Below are 22,947 nucleotides of genomic sequence, written 5' to 3' on the forward strand. Positions count from 1 at the left end.
CGAATGCATGGCAATATAAAAGCCCGCCCCAGAAGCTTTCTGGAGCGGGCTAAAAAGTTGCAAATCAGGCGTTTAAGCGTCTTCTGCTAATTCCTCCCATTTCATGTATAATTCTTCTAATTCTTCCGCTATTGCGGCTTTTTCTTTTGCAAGTTCCTGGCATTTTACAGAGTTGGTGAAGATATCTTCCTGAATCATCAGGGCATCGATCTCACTATCACGGTCTTCCAGTTCGCCGATACGTTCTTCAGTCTTTTTAAGCTCATTCTGACGTTTGCGAAGTCTTGCCTGGGCTTCCTTTTGCTCCTGCCAGCTGAGTTTTGACTCGGATACATTCTTGTCTGTACTGTTATCTGAAACGGATGAAGGTGTAGAGGCTTCTCCGGCATATGCAGTAGTGAGTTCTTCTTTTTTCTCCAGATAATAGTCATAATTTCCGATATAATTTACAAATGTATGATTGACAAGATCCAGAATCCGTGATGCAGTTTGATTAATGAAATAACGGTCATGAGAGACATAAAGTACAGTACCGGTATAATCATTCAAAGCATTCTCAAGGATTTCTTTGGATGCGATGTCCAAATGGTTGGTCGGCTCGTCGAGGATCAGGAAATTTGCTTCAGAGAGCATCAGTTTCGCAAGAGATACACGTCCGCGTTCCCCACCGCTCAAAGAACTGATCTGTTTGAAGACATCATCACCGGTAAAAAGAAATGCTGCAAGCACATTCCGGATTTCCGTATTCGTAAGAGTCGGATAATCATCGGAAATCTCGTCAAAAATTGTTTTTTCCATATGAAGGACATGATGTTCCTGATCGTAGTAGCCAATCTTAACATTGGAGCCAAGTGTATAAGTACCGGAATCAGCAGATACCACTCGGTTTAAGATCTTAAGAAGCGTAGTCTTTCCTGTTCCGTTATCACCGATTACTGCGACATGTTCACCACGTTTGATCTCGAGATTAACGTCTGTAAAAAGTTCCTGTCCGGGGAAAGATTTGCTTAAATGTTCAATAGTCAGAACATCATTGCCACTTACACAGGATGGTTCCAGTTTCAGATGTATATCTGTATTAACTTCTATCGGTTTTTCGATGGTCTGCATTTTTTCCAACATCTTTTCGCGGCTTTCGGCACGTTTGATGGATTTTTCGCGGTTGAAAGAACGAAGCTTTTCGATAACCGCTTCCTGATGCTTGATTTCCTGCTGCTGGTTAAGATATTCCTTCAGGCGTATGTCGCGAAGCTGCTGCTTCTTTGCTGCATAGTCGCTGTAATTTCCCATATAAGTACGAAGTTCTCCAAGCTCGATTTCAAGAACTTTAGTGACAACTTTGTTCAAAAAATAACGGTCATGAGACACGATCAGCACAGCTCCCTGATAGTTTAGAAGATAGGTTTCAAGCCATGCAATTGAATTCAGATCCAGATGGTTGGTTGGCTCATCAAGAAGCAAAATGTCTGGTTTCGTTAACAGAAGCTTGCCGAGAGATACACGGGTTTTCTGTCCTCCGGAGAGAGTGTCGACGGGTTTGGTGAAATCATTTTCCGTAAATCCAAGTCCCTTTAACACACCGGTGATCTCACTTTCACAAGAATAGCCATTCTCACGTTCGAAAGCGGCCGTAAGGCGGTTGTAAGTTTCCAGACGGTCGTTCAAGGCGTCGCCGGAGAGATGCTTAAGTTCCATCTCGATCTCGCGGATACGGCGCTCCATAGCGATTATATCGGCCTTTGCGGTGCGGACTTCTTCGTAGATCGTATTACCGCTTTGCATCTCTTGATGCTGGGCAAGATAGCCAAGTGTCTTACCTTTTGTCAGGATGACGTTGCCGTCATCCGGGGCTGATTCGCCTACAATCATTTTGAGCAGAGTGGACTTACCGGCACCGTTCGGTCCGACAAGAGCTGCTTTTTCGTGATCTTCTATATGGAAGGATCCATCTCTGACGATGAGGTGTTCACCGAAAGATTTCTGGATCCCGTGACATGCTAATATCATATATTTCCTCCTGAGTTATGGATAATTGATACGTTGGTATTCTCAAAATGCATTTACACATGCTACTTTATTATAACGGAAATTGCATAAAATTCAACAATAGTTTGACAATAATCTTTCAATTTTATATAATTATTTTAGACTATGATTGGAAGGGTGAAAACATTGGAAGAAAGAGAGATTTCTCGTGCGGTCATAAGAAGATTGCCGAGGTATTACAGATATTTGGGCGAACTGTTGGAAAATGGTGTAGAGCGGATTTCTTCGAACGATCTGAGTAAGCGGATGAAAGTAACAGCATCCCAGATCCGTCAGGATCTTAATAATTTCGGAGGATTCGGACAACAGGGATACGGTTATAATGTTAAGTATTTATACACAGAGATTGGAAAGATATTAGGATTGGAAGAAGACCACAATATTATTATCATTGGTGCAGGTAATCTTGGGCAGGCACTGGCTAATTATGCAGCCTTCGAGAACCGTGGATTCATTCTGAAAGGAATCTTTGATGTGAATCCAAGACTTCAGGGAGTATCCATCCGTGGAGTTCCGATCCGTATGATGGATGATCTGAAAACGTTCGTTCAGAATAATGAGATTGATATTGCAGTTCTGACGATTCCGAAAGAGAAAGCAATTGAAGTTGCGAATATGCTGGTTGAGAACGGAGTACGTGCGATCTGGAACTTTGCACATACAGATTTGAACCTTCCGGATAATGTTGTTGTTGAGAATGTGCATCTGTCAGAAAGTCTGATGCAGTTGTCATACAATATCAGTCGTTACAAAGAGGACCATAAATAAACTATAATACAAGAAAGCGTGTAGGAGTAGTCTGGAATACGGACATATTTTTACACGTTCTTTTGTTGCAGAGATATATCTGATGGGAGATGAATGAATATATGAAACTTCTGGTTAATGCTGCGCAGATGAAGGCTGCCGATCAGTACACGATTCAGGAACTGGGCATCGCATCACTAGAATTAATGGAGTGTGCGGCAAATGCCTGTGTACAGACGATGCAAAGTGAGAATCTGGATCTTTCTTCTGTCTGTGTGGTATGTGGATCAGGAAATAATGGCGGAGATGGATTTGCCATCGCCAGGATCTTGAAGAATATGGGGTGTCCTGTGGATACTTATCTGGTCGGCAATCCAGAGCATTGTACACCGGAGACACGGGAACAGATAAGACGTCTTAAAGAATGTGGTGGTAAGATCACAGAAGATATCCCGCAGGATAACAGCTACAGCATAGTGATAGATGCCGTGTTCGGAGTCGGACTGAGCCGTAAGATTGAAGGTACATATCGTCAGGTGATTGAACGTATGAATCAGATGCAGGGTACAAAATTTGCAGTAGATATCCCATCAGGACTTTCAGCCTCTACGGGATGTGTGCTTGGTTGTGCATTCCACGCAGATGATACAGTGACATTCGAGGTGAAAAAGATCGGCCTTGAACTGGCGCAGGGCAGAGCATATGCAGGAAGAGTAACAGTAGCAGAGATTGGCATTTCGCATGAGCCGTTATTACAGGATGCAGATGTGATCCATTCTTTTGAAAGAGAAGAATATCGTAGAATGCTTCCGGAAAGACCGGAAGATTCTAATAAGGGAAGTTATGGAAGGCTTCTTGTGATCGCTGGAAGTAAGGGTATGGCAGGTGCGGCATATCTGAATGCCCATGCGGCTTATATGACAGGAGCCGGGCTTGTCAGAATCTATACACCAAAGGACAACCGCGAGATATTGCAGACACTTCTGCCGGAAGCGATCATAACGGCTTATGATGAATTTAATAAAGAAGAAGTACTAAAGCTTCTTAAGTGGGCAGACGGTGTGTGTATTGGTTCCGGCATTGGAAGAAGTACAACATCGGAGAAGTTATTGCGGACGGTTATAGAGTACGTGGATGTTCCATGCCTGATCGATGCAGATGGGTTAAATCTTCTGTCAGATAACAAAGATCTTCTTGATCGGCTGGCAGACCGGAAGTTCATATTTACGCCGCATATGAAAGAGATGTCTAGACTTACAGGCATCCCTGTGGAAGATCTTAGAGAAGACCGGATACAGATCCTGAAGAAATTCGCTGACGGATATCAGGTAACCTGTGTATTAAAAGATTCCAGAACACTGATCGCAGATAAGGCAAATGAAATCTGCCTGAATCTTACCGGGAACAGTGCGATGGCAAAAGCCGGTTCGGGAGATGTGCTGGCCGGTGTGATCGCAGGCTTTATGGTGCAGGAAAAAGATACGAAAAAAGCAGCCAGATTAGGTACATATGTACATGGTTTGGCCGGTGACCTTGCAAAATTTGAAAAAGGCGTATATAGTGTAATGGCAAGAGATCTGATAGAATATATCAGTAAAGCATTAATGAAACTGGAGGATGAATAGCAGTGAAACATTATACAAGAGTTTTAGCCAGAGTCGATTTAGATGCGGTTGAATATAATATAGAGATGATGAAGAAAAATATTCAGAAAGATACACAGATGATGGCAGTCATCAAGATGGATGGTTATGGACATGGTGCCGTTCAGATTGCAAAGCTTCTGGAACCCAAGGATTATATCTGGGGTTATGCAGTAGCTACGCTGGATGAAGCTATTTTATTAAAAGATGCATGTTTGAAGAAACCGGTATTGGTTCTTGGATGCATTTTCCCGGATCAGTGGGATACGATGATCCGCAATGAAGTACGTATGACTGTCTATAGTTATGAGATGGCAAAAGAAGTGTCAGAGCTTGCAGAAGCCATGGGCTGTAAAGTCTATGTACATATTAAGCTTGACACTGGAATGGCAAGACTGGGATTCCAGATTACAGAAGAGAATGCCGAAGAAATCGCAAAGATCAGTAAACTGCCGAACCTGGTAATGGAAGGAATGTTTACACATTTTTCCAAGTCTGATGAAGCAGATAAGACATTTACCAATGAGCAGCTTGATAAATATCTCTGGATGAAAGAAGAACTGAAAAAAAGAGGTGTTACGTTCCAGTATTATCATTGCTCCAACAGCGCAGGTATCATTGATCTGAAAGAAGCGAATATGGATATTGTACGTGCGGGTATCACTACATATGGCATGTATCCGTCAGATGAAGTAGAGAAAGAACGGGTTCCGTTAAAACCGGCAATGGAACTTATCAGTCATGTTGCCCATGTAAAATGGCTGACAGAAGGAAAGCCTGTAAGCTATGGCGGAACGTATGTTACAACCCGTCCGACAAAAGTGGCGACGATTCCGGTCGGTTATGGAGACGGATATCCAAGAAGTCTGTCTAATAAAGGATATGTGCTGATCCATGGGCAGAAAGCACCGATCATCGGACGTGTATGTATGGATCAGTTCATGGTTGATGTGACAGCTATCGAGGACGTGGAATTCGGAGATAAAGTTGTAATATTCGGACGTGACGGAAAGGAGTTCCTGTCAGTTGATACGCTGGGAGAACTTTCCGGAAGATTTAATTATGAATTCGTGTGTGTATTGAACAAACGTATTCCAAGAGAATATATCCGCCACGGAGAAGTCGTAGAACAGGTAGACAGTTTTTAATTGCCGTGCATTCGTACAGAAGCTGCCGGTGGCAGGTTCTGTAGATATCGTAAAACTTTGCAGAATACATCTGAGAAAAAAGGAAATACTTAGTATATCTTAAGAATCGGAGTGTGAAGCAAAGTGCAGGTGAAACGAGGAGATATCTATTATGCAGATTTAAGTCCGGTGGTGGGATCGGAACAGGGAGGAATCCGTCCGGTTCTGATCATTCAGAATGATGTGGGAAACAGACACAGCCCAACTGTTATCTGTGCCGCTATCACATCCCGGATGAATAAGGCCAAACTGCCAACGCATGTAGAAATCGATGCAAGAAGATATCATATTGTAAAGAATTCAGTGGTTTTACTGGAACAGATCCGCACGATCGACAAACAAAGACTTAGAGATCTGGTATGTCATCTGGATGAAGAGATAATGAACAAAGTAGATGAGGCGATCCGAATCAGTTTCGAGCTTCATACATAGAAGAAGGAGTTAAGGATAATTAATTATGGAAGAGGGAAGTTTGTTCCAACGAATGAAACAGATATTTCATGAAGATGAAATGGATGAAGAGATGCAGAAAGAAGCTGCAGCGCTGATCCGCAATATTTTCCGCTATATGGATAAAGATGCGAAAGACATTATGACCCACCGTAAGAACATTGTTGCAATTGACGGAGACTGGTCTCTGGAAGAAGCATTAAAATTCATGCTGGATGAAAGATTTTCAAGGTTCCCGGTATATCAGGAGGATATTGACGAGATCATAGGTATTATCCATTTAAGAGATGCAACATCCGGTTATCTGGATGAATCAAAGAGAGGCTGTCCGGTGAAAGAATTGAAAGAATATCTCCGTCCGGTTACATATATTCCTGAAACCAAAAGCATCGATACTTTATTTAAAGAGATGCAGTCCACAAAGAATCATATGGTGATTGTTCTGGATGAATACGGCCAGACGTCCGGACTTGTTGCTATGGAGGATATTCTGGAAGAGATCGTCGGAAATATCCTGGATGAATATGATGAAGAAGATGAGATGATCCAGAAGCAGAATGACGGAAGCATGATCGCAAATGGCCTGACAGAGCTTGAGGATCTGGAGGATCTCATTCCTGTTACATTCGACAAAGAAGATTATGAGACGTTAAATGGTTTTCTGATTGATGAACTGGAACACATTCCGGGTGAAGATGAAAAGTGCGTAGTAGACTATGAAGGATATCGTTTTACCGTTTTACAGGTAGATAATAATATAATTCAGACAGTTAAGATTGAAAAACTGCCCGAAGCGTGATAGAATAGATAAAGTGTGTAATAATACAATTTTTATAAAAGATAAAACAAAATAGATAAAGAGAGGTAAAAGACATGTCAGGACATTCAAAATTTGCCAATATTAAGCATAAGAAAGAGAAAAATGATGCTGCCAAAGGAAAGATCTTTACAAAGATCGGTAAAGAGATCGCAGTAGCAGTAAAAGAAGGCGGAAGTTCAGATCCTTCTAATAACAGCAGATTGAGAGATGTAATCGCAAAAGCAAAATCCAACAACATGCCAAACGATACAATTGAAAGAAATATCAAACGTGCATCCGGAGATATGAGTGCAGCAAACTATGAGCACATTACATATGAAGGATACGGACCGAACGGTACAGCTATCATCGTAGAAACTCTTACAGATAACAAGAACCGTACAGCATCTAATGTAAAGAATGCATTCACAAAGGGAAGCGGTAACGTAGGAACACCTGGATGTGTATCATTCATGTTCGACAAGAAAGGTCAGATCGTGATTGACAAAGAAGAATATGAAGGCGATGCAGATGAACTGATGATGCAGGTACTGGATGCAGGAGCAGAGGACTTTGTAGAAGAAGAAGACAGCTTTGAAGTACTGACAGATCCTGATGATTTCAGTGCGGTACGTCTTGCAATGGAAGAAGCAGGAATCCCGATGGTATCTGCAGAAGTAACAATGATCCCTCAGACATATGTAGAACTGACAGATCCAAAAGACATTGCCAATATCCAGAAGACGCTGGATATGCTGGATGATGACGATGATGTTCAGGATGTATATCACAACTGGGATGAATAAAATGTATGCAACACCTCCATACTAATAAAAAGTATGGAGGTGTTTTTATGAGCGAAGAGAAAAAAGAAAAAGAAAAAAGTGCAGAGCCGACAGAAGAATTAAAAGAAACCGGTAGTGCGAATCTTGAAGGAAGCCGGGACAACCACAGAATCAAACTTCTTACGATAGTGGGTGAAATTGAAGGACATGAAGCGGTATCCGGGAATACAAAGGCCACAAAGTATGAACATCTGCTTCCTATGCTGGCCGAAGTCGAAGACAGCAGTAAGATTGATGGTCTTCTGATTCTTCTGAATACACTTGGAGGAGATGTAGAGGCGGGACTTTCGATTGCAGAAATGATCGCTTCTTTGAGTAAACCTACAGTATCCCTGGTGCTTGGCGGCAGTCATTCGATCGGCGGACCACTGGCAGTGTCGGCCGACTATTCATTTATCGTGCCAAGCGGAACAATGGTGATACATCCGGTGCGGTCTAACGGGATGTTTATCGGAGTTCAGCAAAGTCTCGATAACATGATACGTACACAGGACCGGATCACAAGATTTTTGTCAGAACATTCTTCTATGAAGCAGGAGCGGATCGAAGAGTTAATGTTAAACCCTACAGAGCTGGTCAAAGATGTTGGGACACTTCTGGAAGGAAAGGATGCTGTAAGAGAAGGACTCATTGATGCTGTAGGCGGGTTAAGTGATGCATTGAATAAATTGCACGAAATGATCAGTGACAGAAATCAAAAAAAGAACGAAAATGTGTAATGACAGCAATTCCCCTAAATGCTATAATTATAATTAGTATTGCCATCATAAGGGGGAGTTTTCATGACGGCGAAGTCTACAAAGAGTAAGACGAACAGAAAAAAAACAGGTACGACTTCAAAAAAGTCGACTTCTAATAAAAAAACAACAAAGAAAAATACAAAAAAAACAACCAGATCTACCAGAACCGCAAAGTCCGGTAATAGTTTTCTGATGGATGAAATCCTGATATGGATAACACTTGCGGTCAGTATCATTCTTCTGATCAGTAATTTTGGTGTTGCAGGATTTTTAGGAGATGCCGTATCCGGAGTTTTGTGGGAGATATTTGGGGCCGTGGCCTATATCATTCCATTCGTTTTGTTTGGTCTGGTATCTTTTCAGGTGTCTAATAAAGGCAACCGGTATGCTTACATGAAGACAGTAATTGCAGTGCTTTTGCTGTTCCTTGCTGAAATTTTGCTGCAGCTCGTGGACGAACTTGGCGGAAAGATCGGAAAGGGACTGGCATCTGTATTAACGCCGGCAATCGGTGTAGCCGGAACATATGTTGTCACAGTGATCCTTATGATCATCTGTCTGGTGATCATTACAGGAAAGTCTGCATTAAAAGGTGTGAAGGCCGGCAGTGATAAAGCATATGCAAGGGCAAAAGAAGATGCAAAAAGACATAAAGAGCATGCAGAAGTCAGAAAACGTAAACGCATGGAACAACGTGAACAACGTGAAAAGGAACGTGCTGCGGCTGCGGCAGACAGCGGCATGCACAGGCGGAGAGACAAGCATGTGGAAGGAGTATCTTTCGATACGTCTATCGCTAAGAAATCTCCGGAAGTAAGAGAACTTCCAATCGATCCAAAGACAGCAAAAGGACCGGAGAAACCGGAATTTATCATACACCGTGCGGATCCTGAGCCGGCAGATTATGGAAAAGAAGACATGACGAATGAACCGGAAAAGAAGACTCCGGAATCTGAAAATGATCCAAAGACACAGGAAAAACCTGCAAGACGTAAGAATCCAAAGATGGGGGCGGCAGGAATGGCAGATGAAGTAGCAGATGTTGCTGCAAGCGTTGCCGCAGATTCTTTAAAGCCGAAAAAAGAGTATCAGTATCCGCCGTTATCTCTGCTTCAGAGAGGAAAACGCGGCGGAGGAGAATCAGATGCGCATTTAAGAGAGACCGCTATGAAGCTGCAGCAGACACTCGAGAACTTTGGGGTAAAAGTTACCATTACCAATGTAAGCTGTGGACCTTCGGTTACAAGATATGAATTACAGCCTGAAATGGGAGTCAAAGTCAGTAAGATCGTAGGTCTTGCCGATGATATCAAACTGAATCTTGCAGCGGCAGATATCCGTATTGAGGCTCCGATTCCGGGAAAAGCGGCAGTAGGGATTGAAGTACCGAACAAAGAAAACAGTGCAGTCATGCTCCGTGATCTTCTGGAATCGCCGGAATTTAAGAACAGTTCTTCCAAGATATCTTTCGCAGTAGGAAAGGACATCGGCGGAAAGACTGTGGTAGCAGATATTGCCAAGATGCCGCACGTACTGATCGCCGGCGCTACCGGATCTGGTAAATCCGTATGTATCAATACGTTGATCATGAGTGTCTTATATAAGGCAGACCCTAATGAAGTAAAACTGATCATGATCGATCCGAAGGTTGTAGAATTGAGTGTGTATAATGGTATTCCACACCTTCTGATTCCGGTAGTCACTGATCCGAAAAAAGCGGCAGGCGCACTGAACTGGGCAGTGGGAGAGATGTCAAGACGTTATCAGGCATTTGCCAAATATAATGTCAGAGATATGAAAGGATATAACGAAAAGATCAAAAGTCTTGGAGTCCAGACCGAAGAAGGCGATAAACTGGAGCTTATGCCACAGATCATTATTATTGTTGATGAGCTTGCGGATTTGATGATGGTAGCTCCGGGAGATGTAGAGGAAGCAATCTGCCGTCTGGCACAGCTTGCGAGAGCCGCAGGGATCCACCTGGTGCTTGCGACACAGAGACCGTCAGTTAACGTTATCACCGGACTTATCAAGGCGAATATGCCTTCGAGAATCGCATTCTCAGTATCATCCGGTGTAGATTCCCGGACGATTATAGATATGAACGGTGCAGAGAAGCTTCTGGGAAAAGGAGATATGCTTTTTTATCCGTCAGGATATCAGAAACCGGCCAGAGTACAGGGATCATTTGTTACAGATAAGGAAGTACAGCAGGTAGTAGAATATCTGCGTGAACATAACGGCGATGTTACATACAATCAGGATATAGAGACGCATATGAATACCATTCCTACCGGAAATCCGGCATCAGGATCCGGCGGAAGTGAAGGTAATGAAAATGATGCATATTTTGCAGATGCCGGAAGACTGATCATTGAGAAGGAAAAAGCATCTATCGGAATGCTCCAGCGAGCTTTTAAGATAGGATTTAACAGAGCTGCAAGAATCATGGATCAGTTATGTGAGGCAGGCGCCGTAGGACCGGAGGAAGGAACAAAACCTCGAAAAGTTCTGATGTCTTCGGAAGAATTTGAACAATATTTGAATGAGAAGAATGGATAAGAGATAGAATTCACAGTAGGAGGATGGCATAAGATGAGATGTAGGTATTGTGGTCAGAGAATACCTGAAGGGGAATTGTATTGCAGACATTGTGGAAAAGAGGTCCGCATTGTTCCGGACTACAACCCATTAGATGATATGCTTACAGCACAGATAAAAGGTGCAATAGACAGTGATGGCTATGAGGATGAGATGTATTATTCCCGGCCTTCACGTAACAGAGATGCAGCTGGAAGATCTACAACCGGCAGCCGTAGAGGAAATGAAAGACGCAGTACAGGTGTGGCAAGAAATAATACAAGAAACAGAAGCAGACAGATGAATGAGGATGAACGCAGACGCCGTAACCGTGAGCGTGCAAGACAAAAAGCACTTCGCAAAAAAAAGAAAAAGCGTGCACTGCTTCTTGCATTGTCCCTGTTACTTATCATAGGAATTGTTGGAATATTTGCTTATATGACATCATATATCGGTGCGGTCAACAAGGGAAATAAAGCACTCGAAAGAAATGATTATACAGAGGCAGAAGACTGCTTCAGAAATGCCATGGCAAAAGATGACACCAGACCGGAAGCATACACAGGCCTTTCAAAAGTTTATCAGGCACAGGATAATACAGAAAAAGCAGAGCGTCTGTTCTCGGATGCACTGAAAAAACAGGAAGATAATATCGAATTATATCGTGCGTGCATCAAATTCTATATCCGTTCTGAGCAGAACGAGAAGATTCCGGAGCTTCTGGATAATGCGACTTCGACGATCACAGATGAATTACCGGAATATGTAGTGAAGACTCCGAAATTCAGTCTGGATGACGGTGAGGATTATGATGATGTTCAGCAGTTAAAACTGACGGCAGAATCGGGAAATAAGATATATTATACGAAGAACAAGAAGAAGCCAACCACAGGCAGCCATAAGTACAATAGTCCGATTCAGATTGAAGAGGGAAACACAACGATCTATGCAATAGCAGTAAATAAGGCGGGCATTCCAAGCCTTCCGGTGAAAAAATCATATACCGTTGAACTTCCGATCGAAGATGCGCCGGCAGTGTCCCCATCAACCGGACAGTATAGCACTGCTCAGGAGATTGAGATTAAAGTACCGGATGGATATACGGCGTATTATACGACAGATAAATCAGAACCGACGACTTCTTCTACGAAGTACACCGGACCGGTAGAGATGCCGGAAGGAGAGACCATCTTTAAGGCAGTATTGGTCAATGCCAAGGGAAGAGTGAGCGGAATTACGACCAGAAATTATGTATTGAATTAAGATCAATATGCCACCGGGAGTTGTTGATTTCAATTTATTGAATGAAGTTTTGAGCTGGTGTCACCAGAATTGATAGAACTTTTGAAGTATATGGAACATAGTACGGATGAAGTGTCAGAAGTATGTAAAAGTGAACGAATTCAAAAGATACATAGACGGATTTGTCAGATCAAAGCAAGTGAAAAGACAGAAGTGAAATATATGCAGTCGTGGGAAGAAAAGATACTTATAAAACAGGAAGGTATTGCAGAAGGAAGATTAGAAGAGAAGCAAGAATTTATGAAAAAGTTGTCTAATAAATTCTCAATCGAACAAATTGCAGAAATGCTGGAAATTGATATTTCTGAAGTAGAAAATATAATAAAAGAACTTGCAAAATAATAAAAGCGATCAGATATATTCCGGAAGATATGTCTGATCGTTTTTATCGTTATGCGTTCAAAAGATGCTTCCGATTTCAGGTTCTGTAGACGTCAAAGTATGCAAGAGAAGTATAAGTCGAATTGTGTAATGTTTTTAACAAACTTCAAATGCGTAAAAGAAAAATTAATACTGTGATCGGTTCTGCATATTTTGAATTTTTGTAAAAAGTACATACAAATAAATGAATTTCAACTGGGGAAGTAGAAAAAAACACAAATTTAACATTTCAAACACTTGAAAAATAAATTCCTTAGTAGTACAACTATGTTAAAAGATTAACGATGCTTTGTTGATAAAAAATATTATCAAGTTATACAATGCATCAATACATAATAAAAGGAGCGTGTTTGATATGGCAAGATTTACACTGCCAAGAGTTGTTTCAGGCTTCTTTTTTTAGCTATTAAAGATTATTAAAGAGTATTAAAAAGCCTTATTTAATCACATTTTTGGGAAGGATTGATAAAGAATAATAAAGATCAATAAGGTTGCAAATCTGGATTTTTGTTGCAAAAGTGTTGTAGATGTCTTCAAAAAATATTTGAAACAACAGTTAGAATCAAATTCAATAAAATGACATGAGAGTAAAATCTTGTGTCTTTTTTAGTATTTAACTATAAGTATATGAACCAAAAAAGGAAATACACAATAGATACAATTAAGAAATAAGATCAGAAGTCTTTTACACCAGAAAATAGATTTACAAGAAAAATAATCTATTATTGAACCGAAAAATTTGGGTGAATTGGATTATTATCATATAATAGTATATAAAGATTGAAAAAGGACATAATTATGGTATAATTAAACCATAAAAGGAGGTGCTGATTATGCCACAAATAATTCCTATAAAAGAATTGAAAAATACTTCTGAAATTTCTGAGATGTGTCATAGGACAGAGGAACCTATCTATATTACAAAAAATGGATATGGAGATATGGTTATCATGAGTATGGAGAATTATGAATCGACAATGAAACAGCTTGCAATGTATCGCGATATTGAAATATCTGAAAGGCAGATCGAAACAGGGCAGGTAAAAGATGCAAGAAAGGCACTGGGTGAAATGAGGGCAAAGTATGGTTTATAAATTAAATGTTACAGATCATGCAGACGAATTACTTGATAATCTTGTGTATCATTTGATTTACCGCCTGAAAAACAAAGAAGCTGCAAAACATTTGTTAGATGGTGTAGAAAGTATTTATGACCGATTGGTGGAGAATCCATACCAATTTCCGAAAAGTCGGGATATGTATTTGGCAAAAAAAGGATATTATGAGGCGGTTATTCCACAAATGAATTATATCGTGATATTTGATGTAAGAAAAGATATTGTAAATATAGTTGGTATTTTTCATCAATTAGAGAATTATCTAAGCAAATTGTAATATAAGAAAATGATGTATTATATTAAAGAGCAATTGACATAAATTTGTATGAAGTTTATTGTAATAATACCAACAGGCAACTTGAGTGTCTGTTAAGCGAAGAAGTAAGGTGTTGTGCCGGAGGATTAATGCCTTGCAAGTTTTATAAGGGTTTGGCATTTATCACAATCTGGCTAGAGAATGCAGACTCTCAAAAGAAAATGCCAGAGGCTCTGTTTTATACAGGGTCTTTCTTTTTGACTAAATTGCATGAAAGCAATTCGCGAGGGCTTGCCCAGTAGGAAAAGAGAGAAACTGATCATAATCTTTGATAAAAAAGTCAGGTTGATTATATTTAATCTTCCTGACTTTTCTACATACATATAATTAGGTATTACTATAGCTCATTTAAAACGTACTCTCGTGGCAGATTCCTCTTCGCACCGACAATATAAAGAATTGCCGGCATATAACAGGAGAAAAAGATAATAACCTGCATAAGAAGCGGAAGCTTATAATTAAAATGTCCTACAGACGCTCCAGCATTAAAAATCATATAAAGAGTAACTACGATATCGAAGATAACTGCAGTTACCAACAAAATCTTCCCATTATTCACGAGCTGTGCAGATTTTTCGGTTGCGCCACAATTGCGTTCGGCGATATTTCCAAATGATAAAGATAGCCAAAAGAAAGTAAGACCAATTGCCGCAACAAATAATACAAGTAATCCGGTTTGTGCAAGTTCAGACGGAATTATAATTGTATAAAATAATGCAAGTAATAGGATTAGTGAAAAAAGTGCTGTTCCAAGAATTCCTGTTAATTGATAATAAATTCCGGCACCTTTTAACAGATAGCGACCACCCGGAGCCTTGCTGCCACCGATAGAGTAAAGCAATTCATCACAAAATTCAGTTGGGGTCATGTCCAAAACATCTTCAAAATCTTCTCCACGTTTTTCAGCTTCAAGAGCCATTCCGGTAAGATCCCGTTCAAGTTGCTTAATTTCAGAATCTGATAAAGGAAATGTACGAATATGGCGTATCATTTGCCGTATGATTCTTTGATCTTTTTTATTTAACATGATTTTATACCTCCGTATCAAATATCTGGTTTACAGATTGGGATATCTGCTTCCAGTTTGTTTTAAATTCGTTCAAATATTCTACTCCATCTGGTGTAATGGAATAATATTTCCTACTTGGACCCAGTGGAGAAGGGCGCATCTCAGAGGTAATAATTCCTTTTTTTTCAAGACGGACTAATAATGGATAAATAGTTCCTTCTTTTATATCTTTAAATCCATACCCCAGAAGAGTTGTAACAATTTCATAACCATAAGATGTACTTTTTGATAGTATTTTTAAAATACATCCTTCTAATGTTCCACGCATTAATTGAGATTTATCATACATTGCATCACCTGATATTTTCTAATCTATTTATCAATATTATAACATAGCCAGAAAACATGACAATAGATAAGTAATCGAATTGACAATAACTACTATGTGGTGTAAAGTAGAACTATACTATTATGCGGAGCAAAGTAGCTAGTTGCAGATTACAAAATGAAGAGGGGAATGAAGATGTTAACAAAAATAATCTATAAAAATTTTCGAAGTAATTTAAAGAATTATATTTTGTTTTTCTTGAGTAATATTGTTGCAATTATGGAGCTATTCGTATTTCGTGGATTAAAAGAGATTGTATTGCAAATTGTAAAAGATACCGAAACAGCATTTCTTTTTAGAATTGACTTTACTATGGCTTTAGGAATGATTTCTGTTATTACCATAATGTTGATGGCGTATGCTATGATTTATTATTTAAAATCAAGAATAAGAGATTATGGATTATTTATTATGATGGGAATGCACAAACGAGAGGTATTTAGTTTGATGTTGATAGAATATGTTCTTGGCTGGGTATTCTCATCAATACTAGGACTTATTCTTGGAACTGGTATATTGTATGGCATTCAGTTTTTATTACACAAAATTGCACCTTTATATTTTGTACGAATAGTAACGGCAAATTTGAATATATATGTGTATTCAATAAAATTTAGTATCGGAATTATGATTTTTACGTTTTTTGCTGTCATAGTATGGATTGAAAATCATAATCTGAGTTCACTGATACAAGCTGAAGAAAAGATTCAGAAATGTCCGCAAAAAGGATATTGGACAATTGCAGTTATTATAGGAATTATATTGAGTGTAATTGCCTGGTTTATGTTTCCAAGCTATGAAGAAGTGCATTATGATGCATATTTTATATGGATAATTGGTGGATTTTTAATTTTAACTTTTGGCATGGGTGTATTACTGGAAGAAATAAAAAAACACGAACAATTTTTTTACTTGAAAAATGTATTACAAATAAATCAATTTAGCAGTAAATATCAAAATAACCTAATGCTGTTATTAATGTTTTTTGTTATTCATTTTTTTGCACTTACATATATAAGCACAGAAATTTCTTCATTATTACCAATAGAACACTATAAAGCGAAAAATTATCCATATGATATGTTGTGGATGGCAAGCACAAGTGAACAGAAGTATATAGATTCTCTGGCTGCTAAAACGAAAATAACAGAAATTCCAATGATGAGGGTTACTTCCGTTAGTCGCGATCAGCAAATCGGTATTTCAGAAAGTTATTACAATAAATTGACTGGAAAGACATTACATTTAAAAAATAAACAAATAGTAGTAGCAATGCAAGATCAAAATCATCCCAATAGAATCGTAAAGGATCGAACATTTCAAGAAAATTATAGAATTATGTATACAGGAAGATATTCAGATGATAAAAGTGAAGAACTCCATTCAATTGTAGTAAAAGGGAAAAGAAATGAAAATTCCGCTCAATCCAAACGCCATCTATATAAAATCAAGAAAATGTATACAGAAAATGTGATTGGACAATATACAACAAACAGATGGTCAGAATCCTTGATTATATTCTCTGATAAATATTTTGAGAAAGAATATAAAAGAATAGAACAGACAAAAAATGAACCGTCTAAATTGATTTTAATTAAATTTAATCAGGAAAATAAACGTAATCTCTGGAAAGAAATAAGAACTTATTCCACAAAACATGGAACAAAAATTATTAATGATGGAAATGAACAAAACATTATATATTACACAGAATCTTTTGTAAAAACACAGCAAACATTATTGATGTTTCGTTTATTAAGCAAGGTGTTTATTTTAACAGCATTATTTTTAAATTCGATTTTTATTATGGAAATAAAGGTTGAATCAGAAATCCCATCCTATAAAAAGAAACAGGAATTTTTACGTTGTATGGGAATGCAAAAAAAAGAACGTAAAGCTCTTTATCTCTTGGAAATGCAAAGTGTCGGAATGATTTCATTAGCAGCCGGTATTTTTATGTCCGTCATACATTTTATTGCATGTTTATTACGAATGGAAAAAGCAGGGGAAGTTAATAAATGGAATTTTACAAAGTATTGGCTGGTTGCCTGCTTAGGATATATTGCATTAGAGTTGCTTGTGCAAAGAGGTTTTGCACTATATATTACACGTAAAATTGAAGGAGGATTAAAAGATGAGGAGAAATGTATTAGAAGTTAAAGATTTGGTAAGAAACTATAGAAAATCTGTAATAAAAGAAAGCGAAGAAGATGTAAAGGTTTTAAAAGGAATCAGCTTTCAAGTTGCAGAAGGTGAATTTGTTGGAATCATGGGAAAATCCGGATGTGGTAAGACAACGTTGCTTAAGACACTCGGAATGATTGATAAACCGACGGATGGAACGATTAAATTTATGGGAGAAGATACCAGTGAACTATATGGGGATAAACTTGCGGATATCCGGAACAGTAAGATAGGATTTATTTTTCAGGACTTTTATCTGATGGACAGCCTCTCAGTGGAAGAGAATATCATGCTGCCGATGATCATAAGCAAACAGAATATTAATAAGATGATTGCAGAAGCAAAGAAATATGCAGAACAATTTCAGATAGAACATCTGTTAAAGAAAAACCCTTATGAATTATCCGGTGGTGAAAAGCAGAGAGTTGCCATATGTCGTGCGTTAATCAATAATCCTGATCTGATACTTGCTGATGAGCCGACCGGAAATTTGGACTCAAAGTCAGGAAAAATTGTAATTGATGCATTGAATAAGATTTCATCGGAATATAAGAAGACGATTGTCATGGTAACACATGATCCGCAGATGGCAAGTTATTGTGACCGGATTATTCTGTTGAAGGATGGAAAGATTTTGGAAGAATTAAAGAAGGGTAGTAACAGAGAAACATTTTATCAAACAATCCTTTCCAAAATGGCGGAATTATAAAAAGACCAATGCCAGTATCAGCTATATTTGAATTCAAGATTATTGTAAGGGGTGGGAAGGTATATGCTGCATAAAATAATTTACAAAAATTTTAAAAGCAATATACGGAAATATATTTTATTTTTTGTCAGTAACATTATAGCCGTAGCAGAATTATTTATCTTTTGGGGATTGAATGATGTTGTAGTGCGGGCAGTTACAGAACCTTCGATTATGATGGGAATAAAAAGTGATTTTATGATAGCGGTTGGATTAATAACTGTTGTTACAATACTTTTGATGGTATTTTCTATGCGCTATTATATTAAACTCCGGGCAAAAGATTATGGAACTTTTATTATGCTTGGGATGAAAAAGAAGATGTCTTATATGCTTCTTTTTGCGGAATACATTATAGGATGTATAGGTTCACTTTTAATTGGTATTTTGTTAGGAAATCTGCTCCTATATGGAATTTTATATTGCTTAAATCAATACAATCCTCAGATTATTACATTACAAAAAGTGGATCCGGTCGTATATAAAAATACAATTCTTTTGTGTCTGGGAGTTATGCTTGGAATCTTTATAATTCTCCTGGTGTGGATGGACGGAAGAAATTTAAGCTCTTTAATGATGAAAGAGGAAATAAAGGAAAAACGTCCCGTCAGTTCAAAATGGCTGTTGTTTACAGTGTTAGGGATTGTATTTATAATACTTGCAATTAAACAATATAAGCCAGGAACATGGGGATATTATTTTGCACATATATATTTTCTGATAGGCGGAATTCTTATTATCACTTTCAGTGGTGCATTTATTCTTGAACAGGCGAAAAAAGAACCTTTTTACTTTCGGTATGCATTGAAAATCAATCAACTTGATAGTAAATATCAAAGTAATATATTAATTATTCTGATGTTATTTGTAATACATTTTTTTGTTCTTTCTTATATCGGTACACAAATAGTAGAGATTCTGCCTCTTGACAAGACAAATAGTAATTATCCTTATGATATAATCTGGATGGCACGCCAGAACGATGAAAAATACAGTGAAAAAATAGCTGAAAAATATAATGGGACAGTTAAACATATTCCGATGATCCGGGCAACAATGTTTTATTCACAGGAAGAAATTGGAATATCTGAATCCACATATAAAGAACTAACAGGGAAGGCTTATGGTTTGTCTGGGAAAGAAATTGTTATAGGAATTGAGGACCAGAATTATCAAAGGGAAGAAAAAGTAACTGATAAGGTTCTTTATGATTTATTTGGATGGCTGTATATTGGTAAATTTAATCCGAATAAAAAGGAATTTGAATCTTCCAATATTTTAAAAGATGCGAATTATCAGTATAGGATAAAAGAAATTCATACACAAAACGTATTTGGAAAATTCGTACCAGAAGATGCCGGTGAAGGTTGTGAAGATACAGTTATATTTTCGGATGAATATTTTGATAAACAATGGGAAAAACAGGCAGCAGATGATGAAGAAGTTTCAATGTTAGAAGCATTTTCTTTTCCAAAAACAAAAGAGCAGATGGCCTGGAAAGAGATAAAAGATCATGCAGATAAAGAGGGAATTACTGTATTTCAACCAGATGACAGTCATTCGCCACATGCTATATGCTATGATAAGACTGTGTTTTTAAAAGAGCAGAAAGCAAGTAATATATTTTTACTTTTTAGCAAGCTGTTTATTCTGATAACACTTTTGATTAGTGGTACTTTTATTATGGTTGTTAAAAATCTGGCCGAAATGTCTTCTTATCAAAGACGTTATGAATTTTTTCATTCTATGGGCATGAAACAAAAAGAGCAAAAGAAGATCTTAAGTTTTGAGATTTGCAGCGTAGCAAATATAGCATTAGGTACAGGTATTTGTTTAGCTCTTTTATATGTAATGACTTATTTACATTGGTATGATGCGATGGGTGAAAAAATATCAACCACTTTTTGGAGCTACTGGCTTAAGCTCGTTGGAATTTATATAATTATTCAGATAGTTGTGCAGAAATTATTTGTAAGGTATGTGAACAAAAGAATTTAGAAGAAAGGCTCAGACGAGGTTTGTTGTGTCAAATTTTGAATGCGATATAAAAATACGCATATAATATTTTACTGACAAATGTTTGCAAAAATCACTTGCCTTTTGCAAAGGTTCGTGATAGAATTTTTGTCAGTGATCAGGTTGCAGAAACTTGCGATGCCTGCGACCGGACGGAGGACCTGAGGGCCCTCCGTTTTTCTATATATGCAGATTTTTATAGAAGGTGAAAAATGACAGAAAAAGCGTTAAAACCGATAAAACCGTTTTTGAATTATGAAGAACAAATCAATAATCTCATCGAGCAAAAAGGAATGATTGTTAATGATCATAAATTTGCTGTGTCCAAATTAGAAGATATCAGTTATTTTGCTTTAATAGATGGATATAAAAATCTGTTTTATAATCCTATGACAAGAAAATATAAGGAAGGCACAACCTTTGAGGATCTTGTTGCTTTATATGAATTTGATGAAAAACTTCGTACATTGATCTTCCGGTATCTTTGTCATTTTGAGCAAAAAATGAGATCGCTGATTTCTTATCATTTTTGTGATACTTATTCAGAAAAACAGGAAGATTATCTGAATGCTGTACATTATAATAACTCGGGAGCAAATAAAAAGAAAATTGCTGCTTTAATAGCTATACTGGATAGAGAAGCAAAGAAAAGCACAGATCACGCTTATGTAGTTTATCAAAGAAAAACATATGGAAATGTTCCTATGTGGGTCATTATGAAAACTTTAACATTTGGACAGATGTCAAAGATGTATTCATTTCTGACGACCAGTATGAAAACGAAAATTAGCCGACATTTTGATTATGTAAGTGAAAAAGAACTAATTCAGTACATGAAAGTGCTTACCTTATATAGAAACGTCTGTGCTCATAATGAAAGGTTATTTTCATATAAGAGCAGGTTTGATATCCCTGATACAATATTACATAGAAAAATGAAACTTCCGCAAAATGGAAATAAATACAAATGTGGAAAAAACGATTTGTTTTCTGTTGTGATTGCTTTTCGAATGTTGCTGGCAAAAGAAGATTTTGCTGAATTTAAAAAATCTTTGAATCAGATAATTAACCAGTATATGAAAAAGACGGGCAATCTAAACCAGGATTTATTTTTCAAAGCAATGGGATTCCCGGAAAACTGGAAGAATATAAGTAGATATAAATTATAAAATAATCAATATAGTACGAACCGAGGATTCAAAATGAAAACCACGGAAAACAGATAAATATATAAATGGTCAGGAAGGTCAATATTTTGATTTGCCTGACTTATTTTTTTTATATCCAAATATGTAAGAAAAGTTGCCGATGGAAAGTTCTTTGCATTTTATTTGTAACATTTATCAAATTGAATAGTTAATATTATAAAGGAAAGGAGGACAGCACATGGATTTTGATTGTATATATAAATCATATTACCTGGACGTATATCATTTTTTGTGTGGTTTATCATCGAACAAAGAAATTGCAGAAGATATTACACAGGAAACTTTTACAAAAGCATTGACGGCAATTAATTCATATGATGGAAGAAAAGATATACGTGCATGGTTATTTACAATTGCAAGAAATACATATTTTACATATTGTAAGCGTGAGAAAATCTATGTGGAATGGGAGCCTCCAACGGAGCAGGTCGATATTCAGACGGAGTTTATTGACAATCTAATAAATAAAGAACAGGTTGAGAAAATACATAATTTTTTGAAAAATATGAAAGATCCATACAAAATAGTATTTGAATTAAGAATACATGGGGAACTTTCATTTGAAAAGATTGGAAGAATTTTTGGAAAAAGTTCTGGCTGGGCAAGAGTAACTTATTATAGAGCCAAAATGAAAATATTAGAATATATGGAGGCAGAGAATAATGAATAAAATAACATGTAATGTAATTAAAGATATTCTTCCGCTTTATATAGATGGGGTGGTAAGTGAAGATACACAAAAAATAGTGGATGAACATTTAGCGGAGTGCAGTTTATGCAGGGATGAAATGAATAAATTAAAAAAAACGTTAGTTATTCCAACAAATGAAGAAATACAACAGGAGACTGTCAATGTATTGGAAAAAAGTATTTCTTCTATTGAAAGAACTGTAGTTAAAAAATTTATCCATTATTCATCGTATTTCGATCTGATATTTAATATCGGAATGATTCCGTTTATATATTGGCTGTATGTGATTTGGATAAAAAAAGAAACGTCTCTTTTGAATATATATGTGTTTATCAAAAAATATAGCCGAATAAGCGGGGACTTATTAAGCTTTGCTTTGTTTTTTGTAATATTTATTTGTTGCGATATTATCCATATTGTTTTAACCATGAAAAAGAAACAATTGAATATTATGGATTCGGTAGTTGTGATGTCAATTATGGTAAAGTTATTTCTTATTCTTATTCTAATGGCATTTTTAACGGCAGGTATATTAATGTAAGGGGGAGA

General features: G+C 37.4%; 21 protein-coding genes. 18 read left to right on the forward strand and 3 right to left on the reverse strand.

What is annotated here, in order from left to right; all coding sequences use genetic code 11:
* Positions 1-72: 72 nt before the first annotated feature.
* The gene (gene abc-f, locus NQ508_RS06630) at positions 73-2,007 is read right to left on the reverse strand and encodes a ribosomal protection-like ABC-F family protein (protein ID WP_006426663.1); all 1,935 of its coding nucleotides are present in this window, start codon (positions 2,005-2,007) and stop codon (positions 73-75) included.
* Between the two features lie 165 nt (positions 2,008-2,172).
* On the opposite strand from abc-f, the gene NQ508_RS06635 reads away from it, so the two are divergent.
* The 12 genes from NQ508_RS06635 (at position 2,173) to NQ508_RS06690 (ending at position 14,115) form a co-directional block, all read left to right on the forward strand.
* Entirely contained in the window at positions 2,173-2,814 is a 642-nt protein-coding gene (locus tag NQ508_RS06635) for a redox-sensing transcriptional repressor Rex (protein ID WP_044919602.1), read from the forward strand.
* Positions 2,815-2,915: 101 nt separating this feature from the next.
* Entirely contained in the window at positions 2,916-4,418 is a 1,503-nt protein-coding gene (locus NQ508_RS06640) for a bifunctional ADP-dependent NAD(P)H-hydrate dehydratase/NAD(P)H-hydrate epimerase (RefSeq protein WP_044919600.1), read from the forward strand.
* A 2-nt stretch (positions 4,419-4,420) separates the two neighbouring features.
* Positions 4,421-5,584 (forward strand): alanine racemase, encoded by a 1,164-nt coding sequence (gene alr / locus NQ508_RS06645; RefSeq protein WP_022414949.1) that lies wholly within the window; start codon positions 4,421-4,423, stop codon positions 5,582-5,584.
* Between the two features lie 123 nt (positions 5,585-5,707).
* A complete protein-coding gene (locus NQ508_RS06650) occupies positions 5,708-6,055 on the forward strand; it encodes a type II toxin-antitoxin system PemK/MazF family toxin (RefSeq protein ID WP_022414948.1) in 348 nt (115 codons plus the stop codon).
* Between the two features lie 25 nt (positions 6,056-6,080).
* Positions 6,081-6,872, forward strand: a complete 792-nt coding sequence (locus tag NQ508_RS06655; RefSeq protein ID WP_006426658.1) for a hemolysin family protein — start codon at positions 6,081-6,083, stop codon at positions 6,870-6,872.
* A 74-nt stretch (positions 6,873-6,946) separates the two neighbouring features.
* Positions 6,947-7,678 carry a YebC/PmpR family DNA-binding transcriptional regulator gene (locus NQ508_RS06660; RefSeq protein ID WP_006426657.1) on the forward strand — a complete coding sequence of 244 codons (732 nt, stop codon included), beginning with the start codon at positions 6,947-6,949 and terminating at the stop codon, positions 7,676-7,678.
* Positions 7,679-7,725: 47 nt separating this feature from the next.
* A complete protein-coding gene (locus tag NQ508_RS06665; RefSeq protein WP_022414945.1) occupies positions 7,726-8,436 on the forward strand; it encodes a ClpP family protease in 711 nt (236 codons plus the stop codon).
* 63 nt (positions 8,437-8,499) lie between these two features.
* Positions 8,500-11,019, forward strand: a complete 2,520-nt coding sequence (locus NQ508_RS06670; RefSeq protein ID WP_006426655.1) for an FtsK/SpoIIIE family DNA translocase — start codon at positions 8,500-8,502, stop codon at positions 11,017-11,019.
* A 33-nt stretch (positions 11,020-11,052) separates the two neighbouring features.
* Complete coding sequence (locus NQ508_RS06675; protein ID WP_044919599.1) at positions 11,053-12,300, forward strand: chitobiase/beta-hexosaminidase C-terminal domain-containing protein; 1,248 nt, start codon at positions 11,053-11,055, stop codon at positions 12,298-12,300.
* A 57-nt stretch (positions 12,301-12,357) separates the two neighbouring features.
* Positions 12,358-12,681, forward strand: a complete 324-nt coding sequence (locus NQ508_RS06680; protein ID WP_049940504.1) for a hypothetical protein — start codon at positions 12,358-12,360, stop codon at positions 12,679-12,681.
* An 872-nt stretch (positions 12,682-13,553) separates the two neighbouring features.
* Positions 13,554-13,814, forward strand: a complete 261-nt coding sequence (locus NQ508_RS06685) for a type II toxin-antitoxin system Phd/YefM family antitoxin (RefSeq protein WP_006426651.1) — start codon at positions 13,554-13,556, stop codon at positions 13,812-13,814.
* Complete coding sequence (locus NQ508_RS06690; protein ID WP_006426650.1) at positions 13,804-14,115, forward strand: type II toxin-antitoxin system RelE/ParE family toxin; 312 nt, start codon at positions 13,804-13,806, stop codon at positions 14,113-14,115. Before NQ508_RS06685 ends, NQ508_RS06690 begins: the two co-directional genes overlap by 11 nt.
* Before the next feature lie 376 nt (positions 14,116-14,491).
* Here NQ508_RS06690 and NQ508_RS06695 read toward each other — a convergent pair whose 3' ends face one another.
* Positions 14,492-15,181 (reverse strand): hypothetical protein, encoded by a 690-nt coding sequence (locus tag NQ508_RS06695; RefSeq protein ID WP_006426648.1) that lies wholly within the window; start codon positions 15,179-15,181, stop codon positions 14,492-14,494.
* 4 nt (positions 15,182-15,185) lie between these two features.
* Positions 15,186-15,512, reverse strand: a complete 327-nt coding sequence (locus NQ508_RS06700) for a PadR family transcriptional regulator (RefSeq protein ID WP_006426647.1) — start codon at positions 15,510-15,512, stop codon at positions 15,186-15,188.
* A gap of 174 nt (positions 15,513-15,686) precedes the next feature.
* Here NQ508_RS06700 and NQ508_RS06705 point away from each other — a divergent pair, with 174 nt between their 5' ends.
* The 6 genes from NQ508_RS06705 to NQ508_RS06730 all read left to right on the forward strand — a co-directional run bounded on the left by NQ508_RS06705 (position 15,687) and on the right by NQ508_RS06730 (position 22,939).
* On the forward strand, positions 15,687-17,711 hold the full coding sequence (locus NQ508_RS06705; RefSeq protein WP_044919598.1) for an FtsX-like permease family protein: 2,025 nt from the start codon (positions 15,687-15,689) through the stop codon (positions 17,709-17,711).
* Positions 17,686-18,444, forward strand: a complete 759-nt coding sequence (locus NQ508_RS06710; protein WP_006426645.1) for an ABC transporter ATP-binding protein — start codon at positions 17,686-17,688, stop codon at positions 18,442-18,444. The genes NQ508_RS06705 and NQ508_RS06710 overlap by 26 nt, the downstream gene beginning before the upstream one ends.
* A gap of 63 nt (positions 18,445-18,507) precedes the next feature.
* The gene (locus tag NQ508_RS06715) at positions 18,508-20,481 is read left to right on the forward strand and encodes an FtsX-like permease family protein (protein ID WP_006426644.1); all 1,974 of its coding nucleotides are present in this window, start codon (positions 18,508-18,510) and stop codon (positions 20,479-20,481) included.
* Between the two features lie 230 nt (positions 20,482-20,711).
* Positions 20,712-21,668 carry an Abi family protein gene (locus tag NQ508_RS06720; RefSeq protein ID WP_006426643.1) on the forward strand — a complete coding sequence of 319 codons (957 nt, stop codon included), beginning with the start codon at positions 20,712-20,714 and terminating at the stop codon, positions 21,666-21,668.
* A 217-nt stretch (positions 21,669-21,885) separates the two neighbouring features.
* On the forward strand, positions 21,886-22,377 hold the full coding sequence (locus tag NQ508_RS06725) for an RNA polymerase sigma factor (RefSeq protein WP_006426642.1): 492 nt from the start codon (positions 21,886-21,888) through the stop codon (positions 22,375-22,377).
* A complete protein-coding gene (locus NQ508_RS06730; RefSeq protein ID WP_006426641.1) occupies positions 22,370-22,939 on the forward strand; it encodes a zf-HC2 domain-containing protein in 570 nt (189 codons plus the stop codon). The genes NQ508_RS06725 and NQ508_RS06730 overlap by 8 nt, the downstream gene beginning before the upstream one ends.
* Positions 22,940-22,947 lie beyond the last annotated feature (8 nt).

It is taken from the genome of Dorea longicatena (assembly GCF_025150085.1).
Taxonomy (GTDB): Bacteria; Bacillota; Clostridia; order Lachnospirales; family Lachnospiraceae; genus Dorea_A; species Dorea_A longicatena.

Bases quoted from the DNA above. Each gene is read 5' to 3' on its own strand.
- NQ508_RS06695 (WP_006426648.1), bottom strand. From the start codon at position 15,181: ATGTTAAATAAAAAAGATCAAAGAATCATACGGCAAATGATACGCCAT.
- NQ508_RS06715 (WP_006426644.1), top strand. From the start codon at position 18,508: ATGCTGCATAAAATAATTTACAAAAATTTTAAAAGCAATATACGGAAA.
- NQ508_RS06700 (WP_006426647.1), bottom strand. From the start codon at position 15,512: ATGTATGATAAATCTCAATTAATGCGTGGAACATTAGAAGGATGTATT.
- NQ508_RS06660 (WP_006426657.1), top strand. From the start codon at position 6,947: ATGTCAGGACATTCAAAATTTGCCAATATTAAGCATAAGAAAGAGAAA.
- NQ508_RS06675 (WP_044919599.1), top strand. From the start codon at position 11,053: ATGAGATGTAGGTATTGTGGTCAGAGAATACCTGAAGGGGAATTGTAT.
- NQ508_RS06685 (WP_006426651.1), top strand. From the start codon at position 13,554: ATGCCACAAATAATTCCTATAAAAGAATTGAAAAATACTTCTGAAATT.
- NQ508_RS06670 (WP_006426655.1), top strand. From the start codon at position 8,500: ATGACGGCGAAGTCTACAAAGAGTAAGACGAACAGAAAAAAAACAGGT.
- NQ508_RS06705 (WP_044919598.1), top strand. From the start codon at position 15,687: ATGTTAACAAAAATAATCTATAAAAATTTTCGAAGTAATTTAAAGAAT.
- NQ508_RS06725 (WP_006426642.1), top strand. From the start codon at position 21,886: ATGGATTTTGATTGTATATATAAATCATATTACCTGGACGTATATCAT.
- NQ508_RS06710 (WP_006426645.1), top strand. From the start codon at position 17,686: ATGAGGAGAAATGTATTAGAAGTTAAAGATTTGGTAAGAAACTATAGA.
- NQ508_RS06665 (WP_022414945.1), top strand. From the start codon at position 7,726: ATGAGCGAAGAGAAAAAAGAAAAAGAAAAAAGTGCAGAGCCGACAGAA.
- NQ508_RS06640 (WP_044919600.1), top strand. From the start codon at position 2,916: ATGAAACTTCTGGTTAATGCTGCGCAGATGAAGGCTGCCGATCAGTAC.
- NQ508_RS06690 (WP_006426650.1), top strand. From the start codon at position 13,804: ATGGTTTATAAATTAAATGTTACAGATCATGCAGACGAATTACTTGAT.
- NQ508_RS06655 (WP_006426658.1), top strand. From the start codon at position 6,081: ATGGAAGAGGGAAGTTTGTTCCAACGAATGAAACAGATATTTCATGAA.
- abc-f (WP_006426663.1), bottom strand. From the start codon at position 2,007: ATGATATTAGCATGTCACGGGATCCAGAAATCTTTCGGTGAACACCTC.
- NQ508_RS06730 (WP_006426641.1), top strand. From the start codon at position 22,370: ATGAATAAAATAACATGTAATGTAATTAAAGATATTCTTCCGCTTTAT.
- NQ508_RS06720 (WP_006426643.1), top strand. From the start codon at position 20,712: ATGACAGAAAAAGCGTTAAAACCGATAAAACCGTTTTTGAATTATGAA.